This is a genomic window from Nocardia sp. NBC_01327 (assembly GCF_035958815.1).
Lineage (GTDB): Bacteria > Actinomycetota > Actinomycetes > Mycobacteriales > Mycobacteriaceae > Nocardia.
In genome coordinates this window covers 819,467-837,417 of sequence record NZ_CP108383.1, presented here as the reverse complement: position 1 = coordinate 837,417, position 17,951 = coordinate 819,467, and the positions used below count along the sequence as shown (strand labels likewise).

Here is a 17,951-nt window from a genome sequence, read left to right as displayed (position 1 = left end):
TCTAGTAAGCGATCGGCACCAGCCTAGTCGTCGCCGCGCGCGGCGAGTCTTGACTCTCCCCCGGTAGGAGAGTGTTCGCTGAAGGCATGACAGCGACGGTCCCGATCGGGGAGTTCTCCCGCCTCAGCCATCTCAGCGTGAAGGCGCTGCGGTACTACCACGAGATCGAGCTCCTGGAGCCGACCGCAGTGGATATCAGCTCCGGCTACCGCTTCTATTCGACCGATCAGGTGGAGCAGGCGCATCTGATCCGGCGGCTGCGCGAGCTGAACATGCCGGTGCCGGAGATCAAAGCGGTACTGGCCGCACCGGATCGGGAGGCACGCGACAGCGCGCTGCGGGCGCATCTGGCGCGCATGGAGGCGGAGCTGCTGCGCACCCGCGATGTGGTCGCCTCGCTGCGCGCACTGCTGCTGCCGCCGAGCGAGGTTCGGTTGCGGATCGAATATCGTTGCCTCCCAAGCTATCCCGCGCTCGCCATCACCGAGAAGGTGACCCGGGACGCGATCGACGTGTGGTGCGAGAGCGCCTTCCCCGCGCTGTACCAGGCGCTGGAGACCGCGGGCGTACAGCCGGACGGACCCGGCGGGGCGACCTATGCGCTGGAGTTCTTCGAGGAGGACTTCGGCGAGGTGGTGGCCTTCGTGCCGATCGCACCGGCAGACCGGGAGCGTTTCGCGACACTCGGCGGCATCACCGGGACGCTCGGCGGCAGTGCCGGAATCATCAGCACGGTGGTCGATATGCCCGCCCGCCGCTTCGCCGTCGCCGTCCATCACGGCCCGTTCACCGACTTCGACCGCACCTACGGCGCACTAGGTACCCATGTGGCCGAACACGACACCGCGCTCGCGGAACCCATTCGCGAGCTCTACCTGGTCGGTCCCGGCGATGCCGAACCGGCCGACTACCTCACCGAAATCTGCTGGCCCATCGGCCGGCTCTGAACAGGAGACACCGCTATGGCATTGAAGATCGCCAACATCACCGTCGACAGCGCGAATGCCGCCGAACTGGCCGGATTCTGGGCGCAGCTGCTGGAGCGCACCGTCGATCCGGGCGGCAACGAGCACTTCGCCACGGTCGGCGAGAGCACCGGATTCACTCCGACACTCATGTTCATCCAGGTCCCGGACAAGACGCCGGGCAAGAATGTGGTGCATCTGGATCTGACCGCGGACGATCTGCCCGAGTCACACGAACGTGCGGTTGCCCTCGGCGCCAAGCACATCGCCGATTTCGACGAGTACGGCGTGCGGTGGTCGACCTTCGCCGACCCCGAGGGCAACCTGTTCGATATCGCCGCGGCGAAAGCCGCCGGTTAAACGATGCCGGCTCGTCGGCCGACCGTCTTGGTCACGGACTCAGGCGAGTGCTTCCTTGAGGTTGTCGAGCACCTCGGCCTGGATCTTCTTCAGGCCGAGCGGTGCGAAGATGCCCTCGAAGATGCCGCCGATACCGCCGGCGCCCTTCCAGCTGGTACGGGTGGTGACCAGCGAGCCCTCGCCCTGCGGGGTGACCGTCCAGGTGGTGACCATGGAGGAGTTCGAATCCCGTTCCGTCACCATGGAATCGGAGACCGAGATGGTCGCGTGCACATTGCGTGACCGCTTCTCGGTGGCGTCCAGCGTCCAATCAACTACAGTGCCGGCACCCTTGCCGCCTTCAACCACCTTGTAGTCCCGGTAGTGCGAAGAGAGAATGCGAGGCCGGACCGACTCGTAGTCCGCAATCGCATCGAGAGTGCGCTTCGGATCGGCCGTTACTACGATCGAACTGGAGGCGCTGACCTGTCCCACCATGTGCTCCTTTTGTTCTGCCCCTCCGGGACTTTAGCGCCCAGCTGGGAGCCGTACGGAATTCTAGACGCGTAGGAGCGGTGGTGTGGGGCGCCTATTTTGGGGGTGCCCCAGGAGTTACCCCGATCGGAACCAGATCAGTTGTCGCCCTGGGCAACGATTGTTAGCTGAAGTAAGAATAATCACGGGGCGGGCGGGAATAGACTTGGAGTGAAGCAGGTAGCAACCGTCGCGACGTAGGAAAACTGTGCGTGAAAAACCGGCCCGCCGGTGTCCTCCTGCTGGCCTGAGCGGTCCGTGCAGGCTAGCGTTCCGGGGGTGGCAGTGAGTCTGTTGGGGAAGGCCGGCCGCGCAACGGCCGCGCAGGAATCAGGGTTCGCAGCGCATCAGGCTGGGGTCGATCGACTGCTCGCGTCGTATCGCGCCATTCCGCCCGATGCGAACGTTCGCCTGGCCAAAAAGACCTCCAATCTGTTCCGGGCGCGCGCGAAGAGCACCGCGCCCGGCCTGGATGTCTCCGGATTGACGCAGGTGATCGCGGTGGATCCGCAGGCGCGGACCGCCGATGTGGCGGGTATGACCACCTATGAGGACCTGGTCGCGGTCACCCTGCAGTACGGCCTGGCGCCGCTGGTGGTGCCGCAGCTCAAGACCATCACCCTCGGCGGGGCGGTGACGGGGCTGGGGATCGAGTCCACCTCCTTCCGCAATGGCCTACCGCACGAATCGGTGCTGGAGATCGACGTGCTCACCGGGGCGGGCGAGATCATCACCGCCACCCCGGACGGGAAGTACGCCGACCTTTTCCGGGGATTTCCGAACTCCTACGGGACGCTGGGCTACTCCACTCGCCTGAAAATCCAGCTGGAAGCGGTCGAACCGTATGTGGCACTGCGGCACATACGGTTTCATGATCTGCGGGAGCTGGAAACAACCATGGCGCAGATCATCGCGGACCGCTCGTACGCCGGCGAGCAGGTCGACTATCTCGACGGCGCGGTATTCACCGCCGACGAGAGCTATCTGGTGCTGGGCAGGCAGACCGCCGAAACCGGTCCGGTCAGCGATTACACCGATCAGGACATCTTCTACCGGTCCATCCAGCACGATTCGGCCGAGCCCAAACGCGACCGGCTCACCATCGCGGATTACCTGTGGCGCTGGGACACCGACTGGTTCTGGTGCTCGCGCGCCTTCGGCGCCCAGAACCCGAAGATCCGCAAGATCTGGCCGAAGCAGTACCGGCGCAGCAGCTTCTACTGGAAGCTCATCGCCCTCGACCAGAAGTACGGCATCGGCGACCGGCTCGAGGCCCGTCAGGGCAATCTGCCGCGCGAGCGCGTGGTGCAGGACATCGAGGTGCCCATCGAGCGCACCGCGGAATTCCTGCACTGGTTCCTGCGTGAGATTCCGATCGAGCCGATCTGGTTGTGCCCGTTGCGTTTACGGGGCCCTGCCAATATTCCGCTCGCGGAGGGCGGCCCGGAACGCCCCTGGCCGCTCTACCCCCTGGAACCCGATCGCACCTACGTGAACATCGGCTTCTGGTCTGCCGTGTCGACCACCGCGGGGCAGCCGGAGGGCGCGGCCAATCGCGCCATCGAACACGAGGTGTCCGCCCTCGACGGCCACAAGTCGCTGTATTCGGACTCCTACTACGAACTGGACGAGTTCGCCGACCTCTACTACGGCGGCGACACGTACCGGAATCTCAAACGAACCTACGACCCGGATTCTCGTTTACTGGATCTGTATTCGAAGGCGGTGCAACGCAAGTGACCACGTTCAAGGATCGTTCCGACGTATTCGCCGAGCTCGGAACGAAGCTCACCATTGCCGAGATCTTCGAGACCCTCATCGACGGCCCGGTGCCGATTCGCTTCACCGCGTACGACGGCAGCAGCACCGGTCCCGAGGACTCGGAATTCGGCCTGGAGATCATCCATCCCCGCGGCGTGAACTACGTAGCCAACGCACCCGGTGATCTGGGTATGGCCCGCGCCTACATCTCCGGCGATATGATCGCGCACGGCGTGCACGCGGGCGATCCGTACGAACTCCTGAAGGCCATGGCGGGCTTGAAGTTCCGTCGCCCCACCGCCATGCAGCTGGTCGCCATCGCGCGTTCGCTCGGCTGGGAGCTGCTCAAGCCGGTGGCCCCGCCGCCGCAGGAGACGCTGCCGCGCTGGCGCCGCATCGCGCTGGAAGGCCTGCGGCACAGCAAGACTCGTGACGCCGAGGCGATTCACCACCACTACGACGTCTCGAACACCTTCTACGAGCACGTCCTCGGCACCTCCATGACCTACACCTGCGCGGTGTACGAGGACGAGTCCTGGACCCTCGAGCAGGCGCAGGAGAACAAGTACCGGCTGGTCTTCGACAAGCTGAACCTGAAGCCCGGCGACCGGCTGCTCGATATCGGCTGCGGCTGGGGCGGCATGGTGCGGTACGCGGCCAAGCGCGGGATCAAGGTCATCGGCGCCACGCTCTCGGCCGAGCAGGCCGAATGGGCGCAGCAGAAGATCGCCGAGGAGGGCCTGTCCGAGCTCGCCGAGGTGCGGCACTCCGACTACCGCGATGTGGCCGAGGACGAATTCGACGCCGTCTCCTCCATCGGCCTCACCGAGCACATCGGGGTGCAGAACTACCCCGCCTACTTCGAGTACATGCAGTCCAAGCTCCGGGTCGGCGGCACCTTCCTCAACCACACCATCACCCGGCCGGACAATAAGCACACCACCCGGGCGGGCGACTTCATCGACCGCTACGTGTTCCCGGACGGTGAGCTCGCCGGCTCCGGGCGCATCATCTCCGAGATCCAGAACGTGGGACTCGAGGTGCTGCACGAGGAGAACCTGCGCCAGCACTACGCGCTCACCCTCGCCGAATGGTGCGACAACCTGGTGAAGAACTGGGAAGCCTGCGTCGACGAGGTCGGCGAGGGCACCGCCAAGGTGTGGGGCCTGTACATGGCCGGCTGTCAGCTCGGGTTCGAGAAGAACGTGGTGCAGCTGCACCAGGTGCTGGGCGTCAAGCTCGGTGACGATCAGGCCTGGACGGTGCCGCTGCGGCCGTGGTGGAAGCCCTAGCCTGAATCGGCTGAACCCCAGCTGAAATCGAAATACCCCGGGTATCCGCCCGGGGCATTTCGCTTGTTTCACAAAGGGCAGCAGCCCGTTTCGCTCAGGACTGGTTCTGCACCGGCAGTCCGAGGCGAGCCGTCAGCCACGGCAGCGACGAGGTGAAGGCGGACGATGCGAACTGCCAGGTGTGACCACCCTCCGCGGTGTTCACCCAGCACGTCATATTCACCTTGCGACCGTCGCCGCAGAGGGTGTCCGCCGCGCCGACCTCACCGGTGTCCATGACGCCGTCGTGCCCGCCCAGACCCGCATTGTCGTCATCCTTGGCGGGGCCGCGCATCTGGGAGTACTTCTGGTACATCTCCGCCTGCCGCTTCGGCGGGGTCAGATCGTCGAAGACGCCGACCATATCGGAGTACGGGCCGTGCTTGGCCATGACCGTCTCCGGATCGAATTGTGCCCAGGCATCGGCATTTCCGCCGTACAGCCGGCGAATGGTCTGCTCCTTGGTGCCCGCGGTCGGACCCAGGTCACCGGCGATATCGACGAAGGTGTCGACCAGCTCCGGGTGCATGACCGCGAGATCCACCGCGCAGGTGCCGCCCATGGACCAGCCGACCACCGCCCACTTGGCCGGATCGGCGGAGACGCCGAAGGTCGACTCCACGTAGCCGGGGACATCCTTGGTCAGGTGGTCGGCCGTATCGCCGCGGGTGCCGTTCACACATTCGGTGTCATTGTTGAAACTGCCGCCGGAGTCGACGAAGACGAGCACCGGCGCCTGGCCGTTGTTGTTCGCCGCGAAATCGTCCACCGCGGGCATGATCTGGCCGCTGTTCACCCAGTCCTTGGGGGTGTTGAACTCACCGCCGATCATCATGATCACCGGGAGCGTGGGCGGCTTGTCACCGGCGAACCAGGCCGGGGGCAGATAGACGTACTCGGTGCGGTGCTTGAAGTGGCTGCCCGTCTCCGGAATATCCACCGGCACAATGCGACCCGTGCCGACATTCGTATTCCGCAAACTGGCGAGCGAGGCCAGGCTCGTCTGATGCGGCAGCGGCTCGGCGGTCACCGCGGCCCACGCCGACTGCACCGTCGGGTAGTAACCGACCCACTGGTCCAGCACGATCAGCGCGTTCACGAGCGCGAACGGCACCGCCAGCACCGCGGCGACCGTCTGCCACCACGGACCGCGGCGGAAGCCCACCACAATCGCGCCGAGCGCCGCCGCGATCATGCCGATGCAGACCCACAGCAACATCGGAGCCGGATCCGACGCCAGCCCTTCGTCATTCATGTACATCCACGAGCCCCAGGCGACAGCCACCCCGAGGGCCAGACAGATCGGCAACCCCACCAGCCACCAGCGCCGGTTGAACCGCGCCAGCGCCACGATCAGAGCGAATACCGCGAGGAAGGCCGCTACCTGCGGGACCCAGCCGTTCAGCAGCGAAAGCCCGTGATGGAACTCGAACCCCTGATGCCCCGTATTCACCGGCGCGTGCGGCGCTGGAGGCGGAGCCAGGGGCGGGGTCTGCGACAGCACTCGGGTGGATAGCACGTCGGCGATTGTCGATGACTTTCCTCGAGAAACCCTGTGAACGACCTCAATGAAACCTGGCGACCGCATGAACACTCGTAATTCAGGCGTGTTTCGAGGGGGAATCGATCAGGTAACTGCGGCTCCCGGCCACAAGCACGCCGGGACGCCGGGGGCCTTACTCGGAGTAAGGATGACCGAGGGCCTTGCTCAGAGTAGGGCGTCGAGGAAGGCGCGGGGAAGCTCGGGAGCGTCGCCGGTATCGACCATCGAGAGTTGGCTGCGCATGGTGCGCAGGATGCCCTGTACGCCCGGCCCGGCGTCCAGCAGCGGACGCGTCCAGCCCAGTTCGGCACAGCGGATCACCACGGGCGTCAGCACGCCTATGGACTCACCGACCCAGCCGGAAGCGGACAGGCATTCGGTGAGCAGCAGCGCCGCGTCGAGTTCGGCCCGGGGGCGATTCTTCTCGCGTATCCGGGCATGCAGCACGCGGGCCCGTTTGACGGCGGTGTCATCCGTGCCCAGGGGTGCGAGCGCATCCGTGCCGCCGAGGTCGTCCCCGCGATAGTGGCGGGCCAGCAGGGCCCGGATGACGGCGATCTCCTCGGCCTCGGAGGCCAGCGCCGCCGCACCGGTGAGATGCCGGACGGAACGGACCATGGGGTCGGTGATCAGACCGGCGGTCAATGGATCGGACGGCAGGCCCAGCCGCAGCCGTTCGGCCCGAATATGCGCGGCGAGGCGGACGAGCTTGCGATCCACGGCGATCCGCGCACCCTCGTCCAGCCGGGCGGCGGCGGTATCGAGATCACCGTGCGCCGCCTTCACCCGCGCGCCGATCACGAAGATGCTGACCAGGAAGTCGACCGGCCCGACATGGGTGACCAGCTGATGACTCTGATCCAGCAGCCGCTCCGCACTCTCCAGATCGCCACGGCGATAAGCCAATTCGCCCAGCAGCGCCGCCGCCACCCGCACCGAGTCCGAGCGCGGGCCGGAGCGATCCCGCGCCGTCTGCCACGCCTGTTCGAAACACGCTGTGGCGGTGGCGATATCGAGCTGCTCATAGGCGGCATCGCCCTGACCGCACAGGCCGAACACCTCGCCCAGCGGATCGGCGGAACGCCGGTGATAGGGCTCGGCCCACTCCTGCATCCCGCGCGCACCGTCGAAGTCGAAATCGCAGAGTCGCACGAACGACACCAGATTCGCGGCGGTGGAGACCGTCCAGGCCGGGAGCTCGTCGGCCAGTTCCAGGCAGTCGGTGAGCTTGTCCAGCACACCGTCGGTGCGGTCCCGCGCCACCTGATCGGCGGCCGCGAGCACCGCCGCCTGGCAGCGCTGATTCACCGCCTCGGCGTCGGTGGGCGAGCTGCGCGCCAGCATGCTCGAAAGCCTGCCCAGTGCGGTGCGCGCGGCGCCGGACTGCTGCAGATTCACATTGGCCCGCGCCAGCGCCATCAACAGCTTGCTGCGCGAAGTCACCTGTTGCACAGGCAGTTTCGATACCGTGCCGAACAGGGTCGCCAGCCGGGAGCGGTCGATCAGATCCATCCCGCCGTTCTCGACCAGATCCAGGGCGAATTTGAAATCGGTGGCGGCCAGTGCGTGATCCACCGACTGCCGCAGCAGCTGGTGTTCGGCGAACCAGCGGGAAGCCTTGCGGTGCAGCGCTTTCACCTGTCCGGGATGGGCGCGCTCCAACCGGGCCCGCAGATGCTCCGCCACCATGGGCTGCATGCGATACCAGGCGGAATCCTCGGAGAGCCGGTGCAGGAACAACTCCCGCTGTTCGGCCTGATCGAGGAGATCGGCGGCCTCGGCGATTCCGGTCAGCGACTCCGCCAGCGAGGCGTTCACCCGCTCCGGCACCGAGATTCCGGTGAGGAAGTCGAGCATGCGCGGTTCGAGGCTGTCCAGCACATTCTCGGCGAGGTATTCGCGAATCGCCTTGTTGTCACCGGATATTCGGGAGATCAGCTTGTCCGCATCCGATTCCCGGGCGCGCAGCGACAGACCCGCGAGCTGAATGGCCGCCGGCCAGCCGTCGGTGGCGGTGTATATCTGCTCGATCTGCCGATCGGTGAGCTGCAGGCCGGTGCGATCCACCAGGATCTGCCGGGTCTCCTCCTCGGTGAGACTCAGCTGCTCACAACCGATTTCGACGAGCTCGTCGGCCACCTGCAATCGGCTCAGCGGCAGTCCGGCCCGCTCCCGGCTGGTGACGACAAAGCGCAGATGGTGGCAGCCGTTGTCGAGCAGCGAATCCATCACCCGATGCGCACCGGTGTCGGTGACACGATGCCAGTCGTCCACGATCACCACGACGGATTTGCCCCCGGCGTGCACCTCGTCGATGAGCGCGGACACCGCATACGGCACCGCCTCGGCCGGGCGCTCCTCCAGCACCTGCTCCAGCCCGGCCCCGAGCTCCGGCCGCACCCGGCGAATGGCCGCGATGATGTGGGCCAGCAGCCACACCTCATTGTCGTCGTCGCGGTCGATGCCGATCCAGGCCACCGCGACCCCGCGATCGGTGAGCTCGGCGCACCACTGCGCCGCCAGGGTGCTCTTACCGAATCCCGCCGGGCCGTGGATGATTGCGAGCCGCCGCCGTCCCCCGGCCCGCAGCGGTTCCAGCAGGCGCGGCCGCGACACCGGCTCGCGCGCGGGTGTCGGCGGGCGGAATTTGGTAGTCGCGGTGGGCGGCAGCGTATTTCCGGTCGGGGTATTGACCCCGCCCAGGAGCGGGAACTTACCGCTCGGCGTGCTCGGCCGCAGAATCAGTGAGCGATTGCGCGGAGAGCTCACCACCGTCCCGGGGCGCTGTCGCGAATACTGCTGGGTGGCACCGGATTCCGCATCTTCGTCGGAGTCGGTGGTCACCGCGCCGTCCAGCAGCGCCATTTCGTCCGGCACCTGCCCGTTCTCGGCCTGGGCCGTACGCAGCAATTCCCCGAATTCCACCGCGGTTTCGGGCCGGTCGCGCGGATCGGGTGACATGGCCGCTTCGATAGCCGCGGCCACGGCCGGTGGAATCTCCAGTTCCCGCAGGTCCGGCACCGGCTGACTGGTAATCCGCAGGAACTGCGCGATCACCTTCTCCCCCGCCTGCCTTTCGTAGGCGGCGTGGCCGGTCAGCAGGGCGAACAGGGTGGAGCCGAGACCGTACACATCCGAGCGCACGGTCGGCTCGTCACCCTTGAGCACCTCGGGCGCGGTGAAGGCGGGTGAACCGGTGATCAAACTCGTCGAGGTGCGGAAACCGCCTGGGATGCGGGCGATTCCGAAGTCGGTGAGCTGCGGTTCGCCGTACCGGCTCAACAGGACATTGGCGGGTTTCACATCACGGTGCAGGACCTCGGCGCGGTGCGCGGTCTCGATGGCCCCCGCCAGCTTCACCCCGACCCGCAGTGAATCGGACCAGGTGAGCGGGCCGTTATCGCGCACCAGCTGTTCCAGCGACCCGTGCGTCGCATACGGCATCACAATGTAGGGCCGGCCGCTGGCCGTCACGTCGACCTGCAGGATGTCGACGATATTCGGATGCCCGGACAGCCGCCCCATGGCGTGCTCCTCGCGCAGGAACCGCTCCCGGCTCTCATCGTCTATCTCGGTCGAGAGCACCTTCACCGCGACAATGCGGTCCAGAACGGCCTGCGTACACCGGAAAACCACCCCGAAACCGCCGCGCCCGACCTCCTCGGCCGCGACCAGCCCCATGGCCTCGAGTTCATCGACGATATTGATGGGAACGTATGCCTGCGTGGCAGATTCGGGGCGAGTAGAGTCGCCCCGAGAGCCCTCCGGATGCGGCTGTGGATTCATCTCGCCCACCTCCCGCCATTACGCGCGCGCCCCGAACCCGCGGGCGACTGCGACGTTCCACCCGCGCATATTCCAAACGTAGCGCGAGACGCACCGAAGTGTGCGGTAATCGGCCGCACACCGCGGTCCCAGCTGCTCACGCCCATACCTATACAAACGACAGGGCCCGGATCGCGATTCCGCGACCCGGGCCCTGCTCGAATCAAGCGTGTCATCGCCCGCTGGGGGCGGTGACAGCGCCGGTACTACTTACGCAGCGAAGCCGGAACCTCGAAGCGCTCACCGAACTTGGCGGCCAGCTCATCGGCGCGAGCCACGAAGCCGGCGGTGCCGCCCGGGTAGCCGACGACGAACTGGTGCACGCCACCGGTCCAGGCCGGGTAACCGATGCCGAAGATCGAGCCGATGTTCGCGTCGGCGGTGGTGGTCAGCACACCCTCGTCGAAGCACTTCTGGGTCTCGATGGCCTCGATGAAGAGCATGCGATCCTTCAGGTCCTGCAGCGAAACACCCTCGGGCAGTTCACGCTTGGAACCGAAGGCCTCACGCAGGCCCTCCCAGATGCCGGCGGTCTTGCCGTCGACGTAGTTGTAGAAGCCCGCGCCGCCGAGCTTGCCCTTGCGGTCGAACTTGTCGATCATCGTGTCGATGACGTTGCCCGACGCGAGCGAGGCGGCCGAGATGACCTTGCCCTCGGCCTCGGCGGCGGCCTTGGTCTCCTTGAAGATCTTGTTCATGGTCTCGAAGTTGAGCTCATCGCTCAGCTTCAGCGGCGCCGCCGGGTAACCGGCCTGCAGACCGGCCTGCTCGATGGTCGCCGGATCGATGTTCTCCTGAAGCATCATGATCGCTTCATTGATGAACGTGCCGATCACGCGCGAGGTGAAGAAGCCGCGGCTGTCGTTGACCACGATCGGGGTCTTGCGGATCGCGAGGGTGTAGTCGTACACCCGGGCCAGCGCCTCGTCCGAGGTCTTCTCGCCGCGAATGATCTCGACCAGCGGCATCTTGTCCACGGGGGAGAAGAAGTGGATGCCGATGAAGTCCTCGGACCGCTTCACGCCATTGGCCAGCAGGGTGATCGGCAGGGTCGAGGTGTTCGAGCCCAGCAGCGCGTCGGGATCGACGATGTCCTCGATCTCCTGGAAGACCGCGTTCTTGAGCTCGGGCTTCTCGAAGACGGCCTCGATCACGAAGTCGACGCCGGCGAAGTCGGCGGCATCGGCGGTCGGGGTGATCCGAGCCAGCAGCTCCTTGGACTTCTCCTCGGTGGTCTTGCCACGCGAGAGCGCCTTCGCCTCGATCTTCTCGGAGTAGTTCTTGCCGCGCTCGGCCGCCTCGATGGTGACGTCCTTGAGCACAACGGTGTAACCGGCCTTGGCGGAGACGTACGCGATGCCCGCGCCCATCATGCCCGCGCCGACGACGCCGATCTTCTTGATCTCACGCTTCGGCACGTCCTTGGGACGCGAACCACCGTTGTTGATCGACTGCAGATCGAAGAAGAACGCCTGAATCATGTTCTTCGCGACCGGGCCGGTCAGCAGCGAGACGAAGTAGCGCGACTCGATCAGCGAGGCATTGTCGAAATCGACCTGGGCGCCCTCGACCGCGGCCGACATGATGGCGCGCGGCGCCGGCATGTTCTGACCCTTGATCTGCTTGCGCAGGTTGGCCGGGAAGGCCGGCAGGTTGGCGGCGAGCGCCGGGGTGGACGGGGTGCCGCCGGGGATCTTGTAGCCCTTGACATCCCAGGGCTGCACGCCCTTGTCCGGGTTGGCCTTGATCCACGCCTTGGCGGCCGGGATCAGCTCTTCGATCGAGCCGACAACCTCGTTGATGATGCCGGTGGCCTTGGCCTTGGCCGGGGTGAACTTGTTGCCCTGCAACAGAACACCCATGAGGCCGTTGGCAATGCCCAGCATGCGGGTGATGCGGGTGACGCCGCCACCGGCCGGGAGCAGGCCGAGGGAAACCTCGGGCAGGCCCAGCTGCACGCCCTTGACGTCGGCGGCAATGCGGTAGTGGGTCGCGAGGGTGATCTCCAGGCCGCCGCCGAGGGCAGCGCCATTGATCGCGGAGACGACCGGCTTGCCCAGCTGCTCGAGACGACGCAGGTCGCCCTTGATGCTGGTGAGCTCCTCCATGATGTCCGCCGCGTTCTCCGGCGTGGTCTTCATCATGTTCTTGAGGTCGCCGCCGGCGAAAAAGGTCTTCTTCGCGGAGGTGATGACAACACCGGTGATGTCGTCCTTCTCGGCCTCCAGGCGATCGACGGTCGCCTTCATGGAGTCCTTGTACAGCTGGTTCATCGTATTGGCGCCCTGGTTGGGGTCGTCCATGGTCAGCACGACGATGCCGTCGGCGTCCTTTTCCCAGCCGATCATGTTCTCAGTCATTGTGTTTGGTTCTCCTCGAGAAAAGTCGGTGGGCGTTAGACGCGCTCGATGATGGTGGCGACGCCCATGCCGCCGCCGATGCACAGGGTGACCAGTGCGTAACGGGCGTTGCGACGGTGCAGCTCGTCGACCATGGTGCCGGTGATCATGGCGCCGGTGGCACCCAGCGGGTGGCCCATCGCGATCGCGCCACCGTTGACGTTCAGCTTCTCGTCCGGGATCGCCAGGTCCTTCTGGAACTTCAGGACGACGGAGGCGAAGGCCTCGTTGATCTCGAACAGGTCGATGTCGTCGACCGTCAGGCCGGCCTTGGCGAGCGCCTTGAAGGCGGCCGGGGTCGGGCCGGTCAGCATGATGGTGGCGTCCGCACCTGAGGTGGCGGTCGCGACGACGCGGGCACGCGGGGTCAGACCCGACGCGGCGCCGGCCTCTTCGGAGCCGACGAGCACCAGCGCGGCGCCGTCGACGATGCCGGAGGAGTTACCACCGTGGTGCACGTGGTTGATGGCCTCGACATAGGTGTAGCGCTGCATGGCGACGGCGTCGAAGCCGCCCATCTCGCCGATGCCGGCGAAGGCCGGGTTCAGCTTGCCCAGGTCGGCGGCGGTGGTGCCGGGACGCATGTGCTCGTCGTTGTCCAGCACGGTCAGGCCGTTGATGTCCTTGACCGGAACGACGGAGCCGTTGAAGTAACCGTTCTTCCAGGCGTCGGCGGCGCGGTCCTGCGAGCGGACGGCGTAGGCATCGACGTCATCGCGGGTGAAGCCCTCGATGGTGGCGATGAGGTCGGCCGAAATGCCCTGCGGGACAATGTAGGAGTCGAAGCTGGTGGCCGGGTCCATGAACATGGCGCCGCCATCGGAGCCCATCGGCACGCGGGACATGGACTCGACGCCGCCGGCGATGACCAGGTCATCGAAGCCGGAGCGGACCTTCTGGGCAGCCAGGTTCACGGCCTCGAGGCCGGAGGCGCAGAAGCGGTTGATCTGAATGCCGCCGACGGTGTCGGGCAGCTTGGCGGTGAGCACGGTGGTGCGGGCGATATCGGCGCCCTGGTCACCCACGGGGGAGACGACACCCAGGATGATGTCCGAGATCCGATCCTCATCGAGGTTCGGGAAGCGCTTCCGCAGCTCTTCGACCAGACCGGTGGTCAGATCGATCGGCTTGACCGAGTGCAGCGACCCCTTCTTGTTGCGGCCGCGCGGGGTGCGGATGGCCTCGTAAATGTAGGCCTCTGTGGTCATATCGGAGTTTTTCCTTCCTTAAGGTGCGCCGACACCGCGTTGTGCGGTCAGCACGTAGCCATAACCTCGCCGGTCAGCCTCTCGACCAACCGTCTGACGCTGTACAAACAGCCTCACGAGCCGACCGACGCGCTCGCAGGTAACCCGTACGCCTGGGCATACCTTAGAACTTCGCCGAACCGATACTCACGGCCACCCGATCATAGTACCGCCCAATGCGAACTCCGGTTAACTTAATGCGTCTCACAGGGCAACTGTCAACCCTCCAGCGGAGTGGCCCCCAATTCGGCGCGCAGGAGTTCCAAGGCCACATCATCAGGGTCGCGGCGCTCCTCCGGGGGTACCGGGACGGCTGCCTCCGCCATCATCTCGCGCTCGTCCTCCGGCGTAATAGCAGGTGGGACGCTGTCATAACCTACTGGCGAGTAGTCCGAGGGCCCCGGGTCGTCCGGAAGGTCCGGGCCGTCGGGCAGCGGAATATCGTCTTCCGGCGGGGTATTCCGGGGCGCGGCGGGACGCTCGAAGACCCGCGGTTCGGCGGGAGCCGACACCTCAGCCACCGGGGGCGGGCTCACCGCGGCCGTCGCAACTGCGCCACCTCCGGTAGGGCCGTTGCCCCAGTCCGTCCCATCCGTGACGACCGTCGCCGCACCGGCGCTCGCCGTCGCACTCTTCGACTGGCTGGGCCGGGAGAACTTCGCCGCCGCCTTCTTCGGCGCGGCCTCCCCGCCCGCGGCCGGTCCCTTCCCGGCGCTCTTCGCGGCCGCGGGCGCACCCGCACCCCCGACTTCCCACTTCACATCATGATCGCGCCCGAGCACGGCCTGTACCGCCGACCGCACCGCCTGCACGTTCTGCGGCTGCGCCAACCGCTGCGCCAACATCTCATTGGGATGCGCGAAAACAATCAGCTGCCCATCGATCCGCGACACCGAGGCCCCGGACAGCATCGCCTGCACCGTAGCCCCGAACTCCCGCACCTTGGCCCGAATATCCGCCCAGGCCCCCTCGATCTCCCGCAGCAACTCATCCCCATCGAGCCCCGCAGGCACAACCCCCTGCGCCGCACGCGCATCCACAACCGGCGCAACCTCTTCCACCGGCGCGGAAACCGCCGCCTCAGCACCGGCGTCAGCCGCACTCACCGGCTCGGAGTCCAGCACCGGCGCCATTTCGAGAATCTCAGCGCCCGAATCAGCATCGGCCGCAGCGGAATTCACGACTGCGACGGGCTCGGCTCCCACTGCCTGCTCCACCGGAGAACCAGCCGCCGAGGCGGCACTATCTTGCGCCTGCGCAATATCGGCTGCATCGAACAGCGGCACATCTTCGAACGCGGGACCGGCATCACCGCCATCGGACCGGACCGAGAACGCGAACCCCTGGGCAGCGTCCTCAGCGGCCGCCCCGGCGCCCCGCGTCACCTCGGCGGGCTCCACCCCCAGCGCTGTCTGCACCGGATCCACCGAAACATCGACAACTGTCATCGCCGAACCGCGCCCCGCATCCGGCACCGCCTCGGCGGCCGAATCGGACTCCCCCGCAGTCGATTTCACTTCCTGCGCAGGAGCGGACAGCGCCGACGCATCATCGGCGAGCGCTGCTTGAGCCACCACAGTCGCGGGCGGCACGGAAACAGGCTGCTGGGCAGGCGCTTCTGCCTGTACAGCGGACCCGGCGATATGCGCCGGATCAGCGGAATCAGCCGTGCGAGCGCTCTGCGTGACGCTCTCGGCCGTCGCGACCGGCGCCACAACCTCGGCGGGCGGCCTGGAAACAGGCTGCTGCGCAGAAGTTTCGGCCGGAGGCCTGGTGGCCTGCGCAGCGGAATCGGCGGCCTGCGTCGCATCGGCGGAATCGGCCGTGCGTGTGCCCGGGGCGGCGGAAACCGGTTCCTGTGCGGCGCTCTCGGCCATTGCGGCCTGCACCACGACCTCGGCGGGCGGCGCGGAAACAGGCTGCTGGGCAAGCGTTTCCGCGGACGGGGTGGCGATGCTCGCCGGGGCGGCGTCGCCGACCGGGACGCGGGCGGCACTCATTTCGGGCGGACGAACCGCGACCTGTTGGGCAGGCTGCGGCGAATCACCCTGCGACACAGTCGCAGCAGCACCTGCTGCCGTGCTCGCACCACTGCCCGCCTCGGGCTTCGACGCGGGCGCGGCGGGCTGAGCAGACTCGTCCTGAGCAGGCACGATGGGCATGACCGCTTGCGGAGCCTCCGGCTGCGCGGTGACGGGCTGGGCCGAAGGTTGTACCGCAGCCGTCGCGGGCCGGACGGCCTGCGGGGACTGCACGGGCGAGTCCACTGCGGGGCGGGCCGGCGCGGGCTGGGGTGCCTGCGGATCCAGGCGCGGCGCAGCGGGAGATGGAGCGGTCCGCGGAGCCTGGCTCGGCATTGCGGACTGCTGGGGAGGGGTTGGGGTGGTGGGGGTTTCGCCGCGGTTGCCGCGGAGGGCGGCGAGGGCTTCGGCGCCTCGGCGGCGGGGTTCGCCGGGAGGCGGTGCGGGCGAGGGAGTTTGGGAGGCCGGGGTCGCAGCTGGGCGGGCGGCGGGGGTCGAGTTGCCGGTGGGGGCGGGGAGGGCGCTGCCTGCCATGCGGCGTTCGAGGGTTTCGAGGCGTTGGAGGGTGGCTACCTCGGTGTCGGTGGCGGCGGGGAGGAGCATGCGGGCCGCTACCACCTCGAGGAGGAGGCGGGGGGCGGTGGCGCCGCGCATATCGCCGAGGCCCTCGTGCAGGAGTTCGGCGTAGCGGGTGAGGGTGGCGGGGCCGATGCGCTGGGCCTGGTCGTGCATGCGGTCGAGGACGTCGCCGGGGCCGGTGACCAGATTGCGTTCGACGGCGTCGGGGACGGCGCGCATGAGGATGAGGTCGCGGAGGCGTTCGAGCAGATCGGTGGCGAAGCGGCGGGGGTCGTGGCCGGCCTCGACGACGCGATCGATGGTGCCGAACAGGGCTGCGCCGTCGGAGGTCGCGAGCGCTTCGACCGCGTCATCGATCAGTGCGACGTCGGTGACGCCGAGCAGCGAGACGGCGCGGGGGTAGGTGACACCTTCGGGGCCCGCGCCGGCGAGCAGCTGGTCGAGGACGCTGAGGCTGTCGCGCGGTGAGCCGCCGCCGGCCCGAATCACCAAGGGGTACACGGACTCTTCGACCTGGACGTTCTCCTGGTCGCAGATCTTGCCGAGCAGACCGCGCATGGTGGCGGGCGGGAGCAGCCGGAACGGGTAGTGGTGGGTCCGCGAGCGAATGGTCGGGAGGACCTTCTCCGGCTCGGTGGTGGCGAAGACGAAGATCAGGTGGGCGGGCGGCTCTTCGACAATCTTGAGCAGCGCATTGAAGCCCGCGGTGGTCACCATGTGCGCCTCATCGACGATGAAGACGCGGTACCGGGACTCGGCCGGGGCGTAGAAGGCGCGATCGCGCAGTTCCCGGGTGTCGTCGACACCACCATGACTGGCGGCGTCGAGCTCGATGACGTCGAGATTGCCGGACCCGCCGGGGCCCAGCGCGACACAGGAGTGGCAGACCCCGCACGGTGTGGAGGTCGGACCCTCCACGCAGTTGAGCGAGCGCGCCAGGATGCGCGCGGAGGAGGTCTTGCCACATCCGCGCGGTCCGGAGAACAGGTAGGCATGACTGATCCGCCCGGTGTCGAGCGCGGTACTCAGGGGATCGGTGACGTGCTCCTGCCCCACCACTTCAGCGAACGTTGCCGGTCGGTACTTCCGGTACAGAGCCACGGCTTCTGAGGGTACCGAGTACCTCCGACACTCTGTTTCATTGCCTCCGCTTCGCTGCGGCGGGTTCGCGGCCCTGTTACCCGGGCCTTCCCTCCTCCGCTCCTCCGCTTCGCTCCCCCACTACGTCAGTCCAGACCCGGGCGGGCCGCGAACATGGGGTGACAAACCTAAACCTGACATTCATGTGGCGTATGTCACATGCAATCTGCGCGCCTGTTCGATACCGACCGGACTGAACTCGGTATTGGTTGTCCAAGCGAGCAAATTCTTAGCGCGTCCTCCTGAGGCGATAGCCGGACGCGGCCT

General features: G+C 66.9%; 9 protein-coding genes and 1 pseudogene. 4 read left to right on the top strand and 6 right to left on the bottom strand.

What is annotated here, in order from left to right; genetic code table 11:
* Positions 1–86: 86 nt before the first annotated feature.
* Together OG326_RS03660 and OG326_RS03655 are read left to right on the top strand one after the other, a co-directional pair.
* A complete protein-coding gene (locus tag OG326_RS03660; protein WP_327143210.1) occupies positions 87–947 on the top strand; it encodes a MerR family transcriptional regulator in 861 nt (286 codons plus the stop codon).
* A 15-nt stretch (positions 948–962) separates the two neighbouring features.
* A complete protein-coding gene (locus OG326_RS03655; protein WP_327143209.1) occupies positions 963–1,325 on the top strand; it encodes a VOC family protein in 363 nt (120 codons plus the stop codon).
* Positions 1,326–1,364: 39 nt separating this feature from the next.
* Here OG326_RS03655 and OG326_RS03650 read toward each other — a convergent pair whose 3' ends face one another.
* The gene (locus OG326_RS03650) at positions 1,365–1,799 is read right to left on the bottom strand and encodes an SRPBCC family protein (protein WP_327143208.1); all 435 of its coding nucleotides are present in this window, start codon (positions 1,797–1,799) and stop codon (positions 1,365–1,367) included.
* Positions 1,800–2,123: 324 nt separating this feature from the next.
* Between OG326_RS03650 and OG326_RS03645 the strand changes: the two genes are divergently transcribed.
* Together OG326_RS03645 and OG326_RS03640 are read left to right on the top strand one after the other, a co-directional pair.
* Positions 2,124–3,578: an FAD-binding oxidoreductase gene (locus OG326_RS03645; RefSeq protein ID WP_327146356.1), complete on the top strand. Its 1,455-nt coding sequence runs from the start codon at positions 2,124–2,126 to the stop codon at positions 3,576–3,578.
* On the top strand, positions 3,575–4,891 hold the full coding sequence (locus OG326_RS03640) for a class I SAM-dependent methyltransferase (RefSeq protein ID WP_327143207.1): 1,317 nt from the start codon (positions 3,575–3,577) through the stop codon (positions 4,889–4,891). Before OG326_RS03645 ends, OG326_RS03640 begins: the two co-directional genes overlap by 4 nt.
* A 94-nt stretch (positions 4,892–4,985) precedes the next feature.
* On the opposite strand, the gene OG326_RS03635 is transcribed toward OG326_RS03640, so the two are convergent.
* The 5 genes and pseudogenes from OG326_RS03635 to OG326_RS03615 form a co-directional block, all read right to left on the bottom strand.
* Positions 4,986–6,449: an alpha/beta hydrolase gene (locus OG326_RS03635; protein ID WP_327143206.1), complete on the bottom strand. Its 1,464-nt coding sequence runs from the start codon at positions 6,447–6,449 to the stop codon at positions 4,986–4,988.
* A gap of 189 nt (positions 6,450–6,638) precedes the next feature.
* Positions 6,639–10,259 (bottom strand): protein kinase domain-containing protein, encoded by a 3,621-nt coding sequence (locus tag OG326_RS03630; RefSeq protein ID WP_327143205.1) that lies wholly within the window; start codon positions 10,257–10,259, stop codon positions 6,639–6,641.
* Positions 10,260–10,504: 245 nt separating this feature from the next.
* Positions 10,505–12,658, bottom strand: a complete 2,154-nt coding sequence (locus tag OG326_RS03625) for a 3-hydroxyacyl-CoA dehydrogenase NAD-binding domain-containing protein (protein WP_327143204.1) — start codon at positions 12,656–12,658, stop codon at positions 10,505–10,507.
* Between the two features lie 35 nt (positions 12,659–12,693).
* Positions 12,694–13,905, bottom strand: coding sequence for an acetyl-CoA C-acetyltransferase (locus OG326_RS03620; protein WP_327143203.1), 1,212 nt, complete (start codon positions 13,903–13,905; stop codon positions 12,694–12,696).
* A 2,150-nt stretch (positions 13,906–16,055) separates the two neighbouring features.
* Positions 16,056–17,645 (bottom strand): annotated as a pseudogene (locus OG326_RS03615) (DNA polymerase III subunit gamma and tau); the annotation flags it as partial.
* Positions 17,646–17,951: the final 306 nt, after the last annotated feature.

Bases quoted from the DNA above. Each gene is read 5' to 3' on its own strand.
- OG326_RS03660 (WP_327143210.1), top strand. From the start codon at position 87: ATGACAGCGACGGTCCCGATCGGGGAGTTCTCCCGCCTCAGCCATCTC.
- OG326_RS03655 (WP_327143209.1), top strand. From the start codon at position 963: ATGGCATTGAAGATCGCCAACATCACCGTCGACAGCGCGAATGCCGCC.
- OG326_RS03630 (WP_327143205.1), bottom strand. From the start codon at position 10,259: ATGAATCCACAGCCGCATCCGGAGGGCTCTCGGGGCGACTCTACTCGC.
- OG326_RS03625 (WP_327143204.1), bottom strand. From the start codon at position 12,658: ATGACTGAGAACATGATCGGCTGGGAAAAGGACGCCGACGGCATCGTC.
- OG326_RS03620 (WP_327143203.1), bottom strand. From the start codon at position 13,905: ATGACCACAGAGGCCTACATTTACGAGGCCATCCGCACCCCGCGCGGC.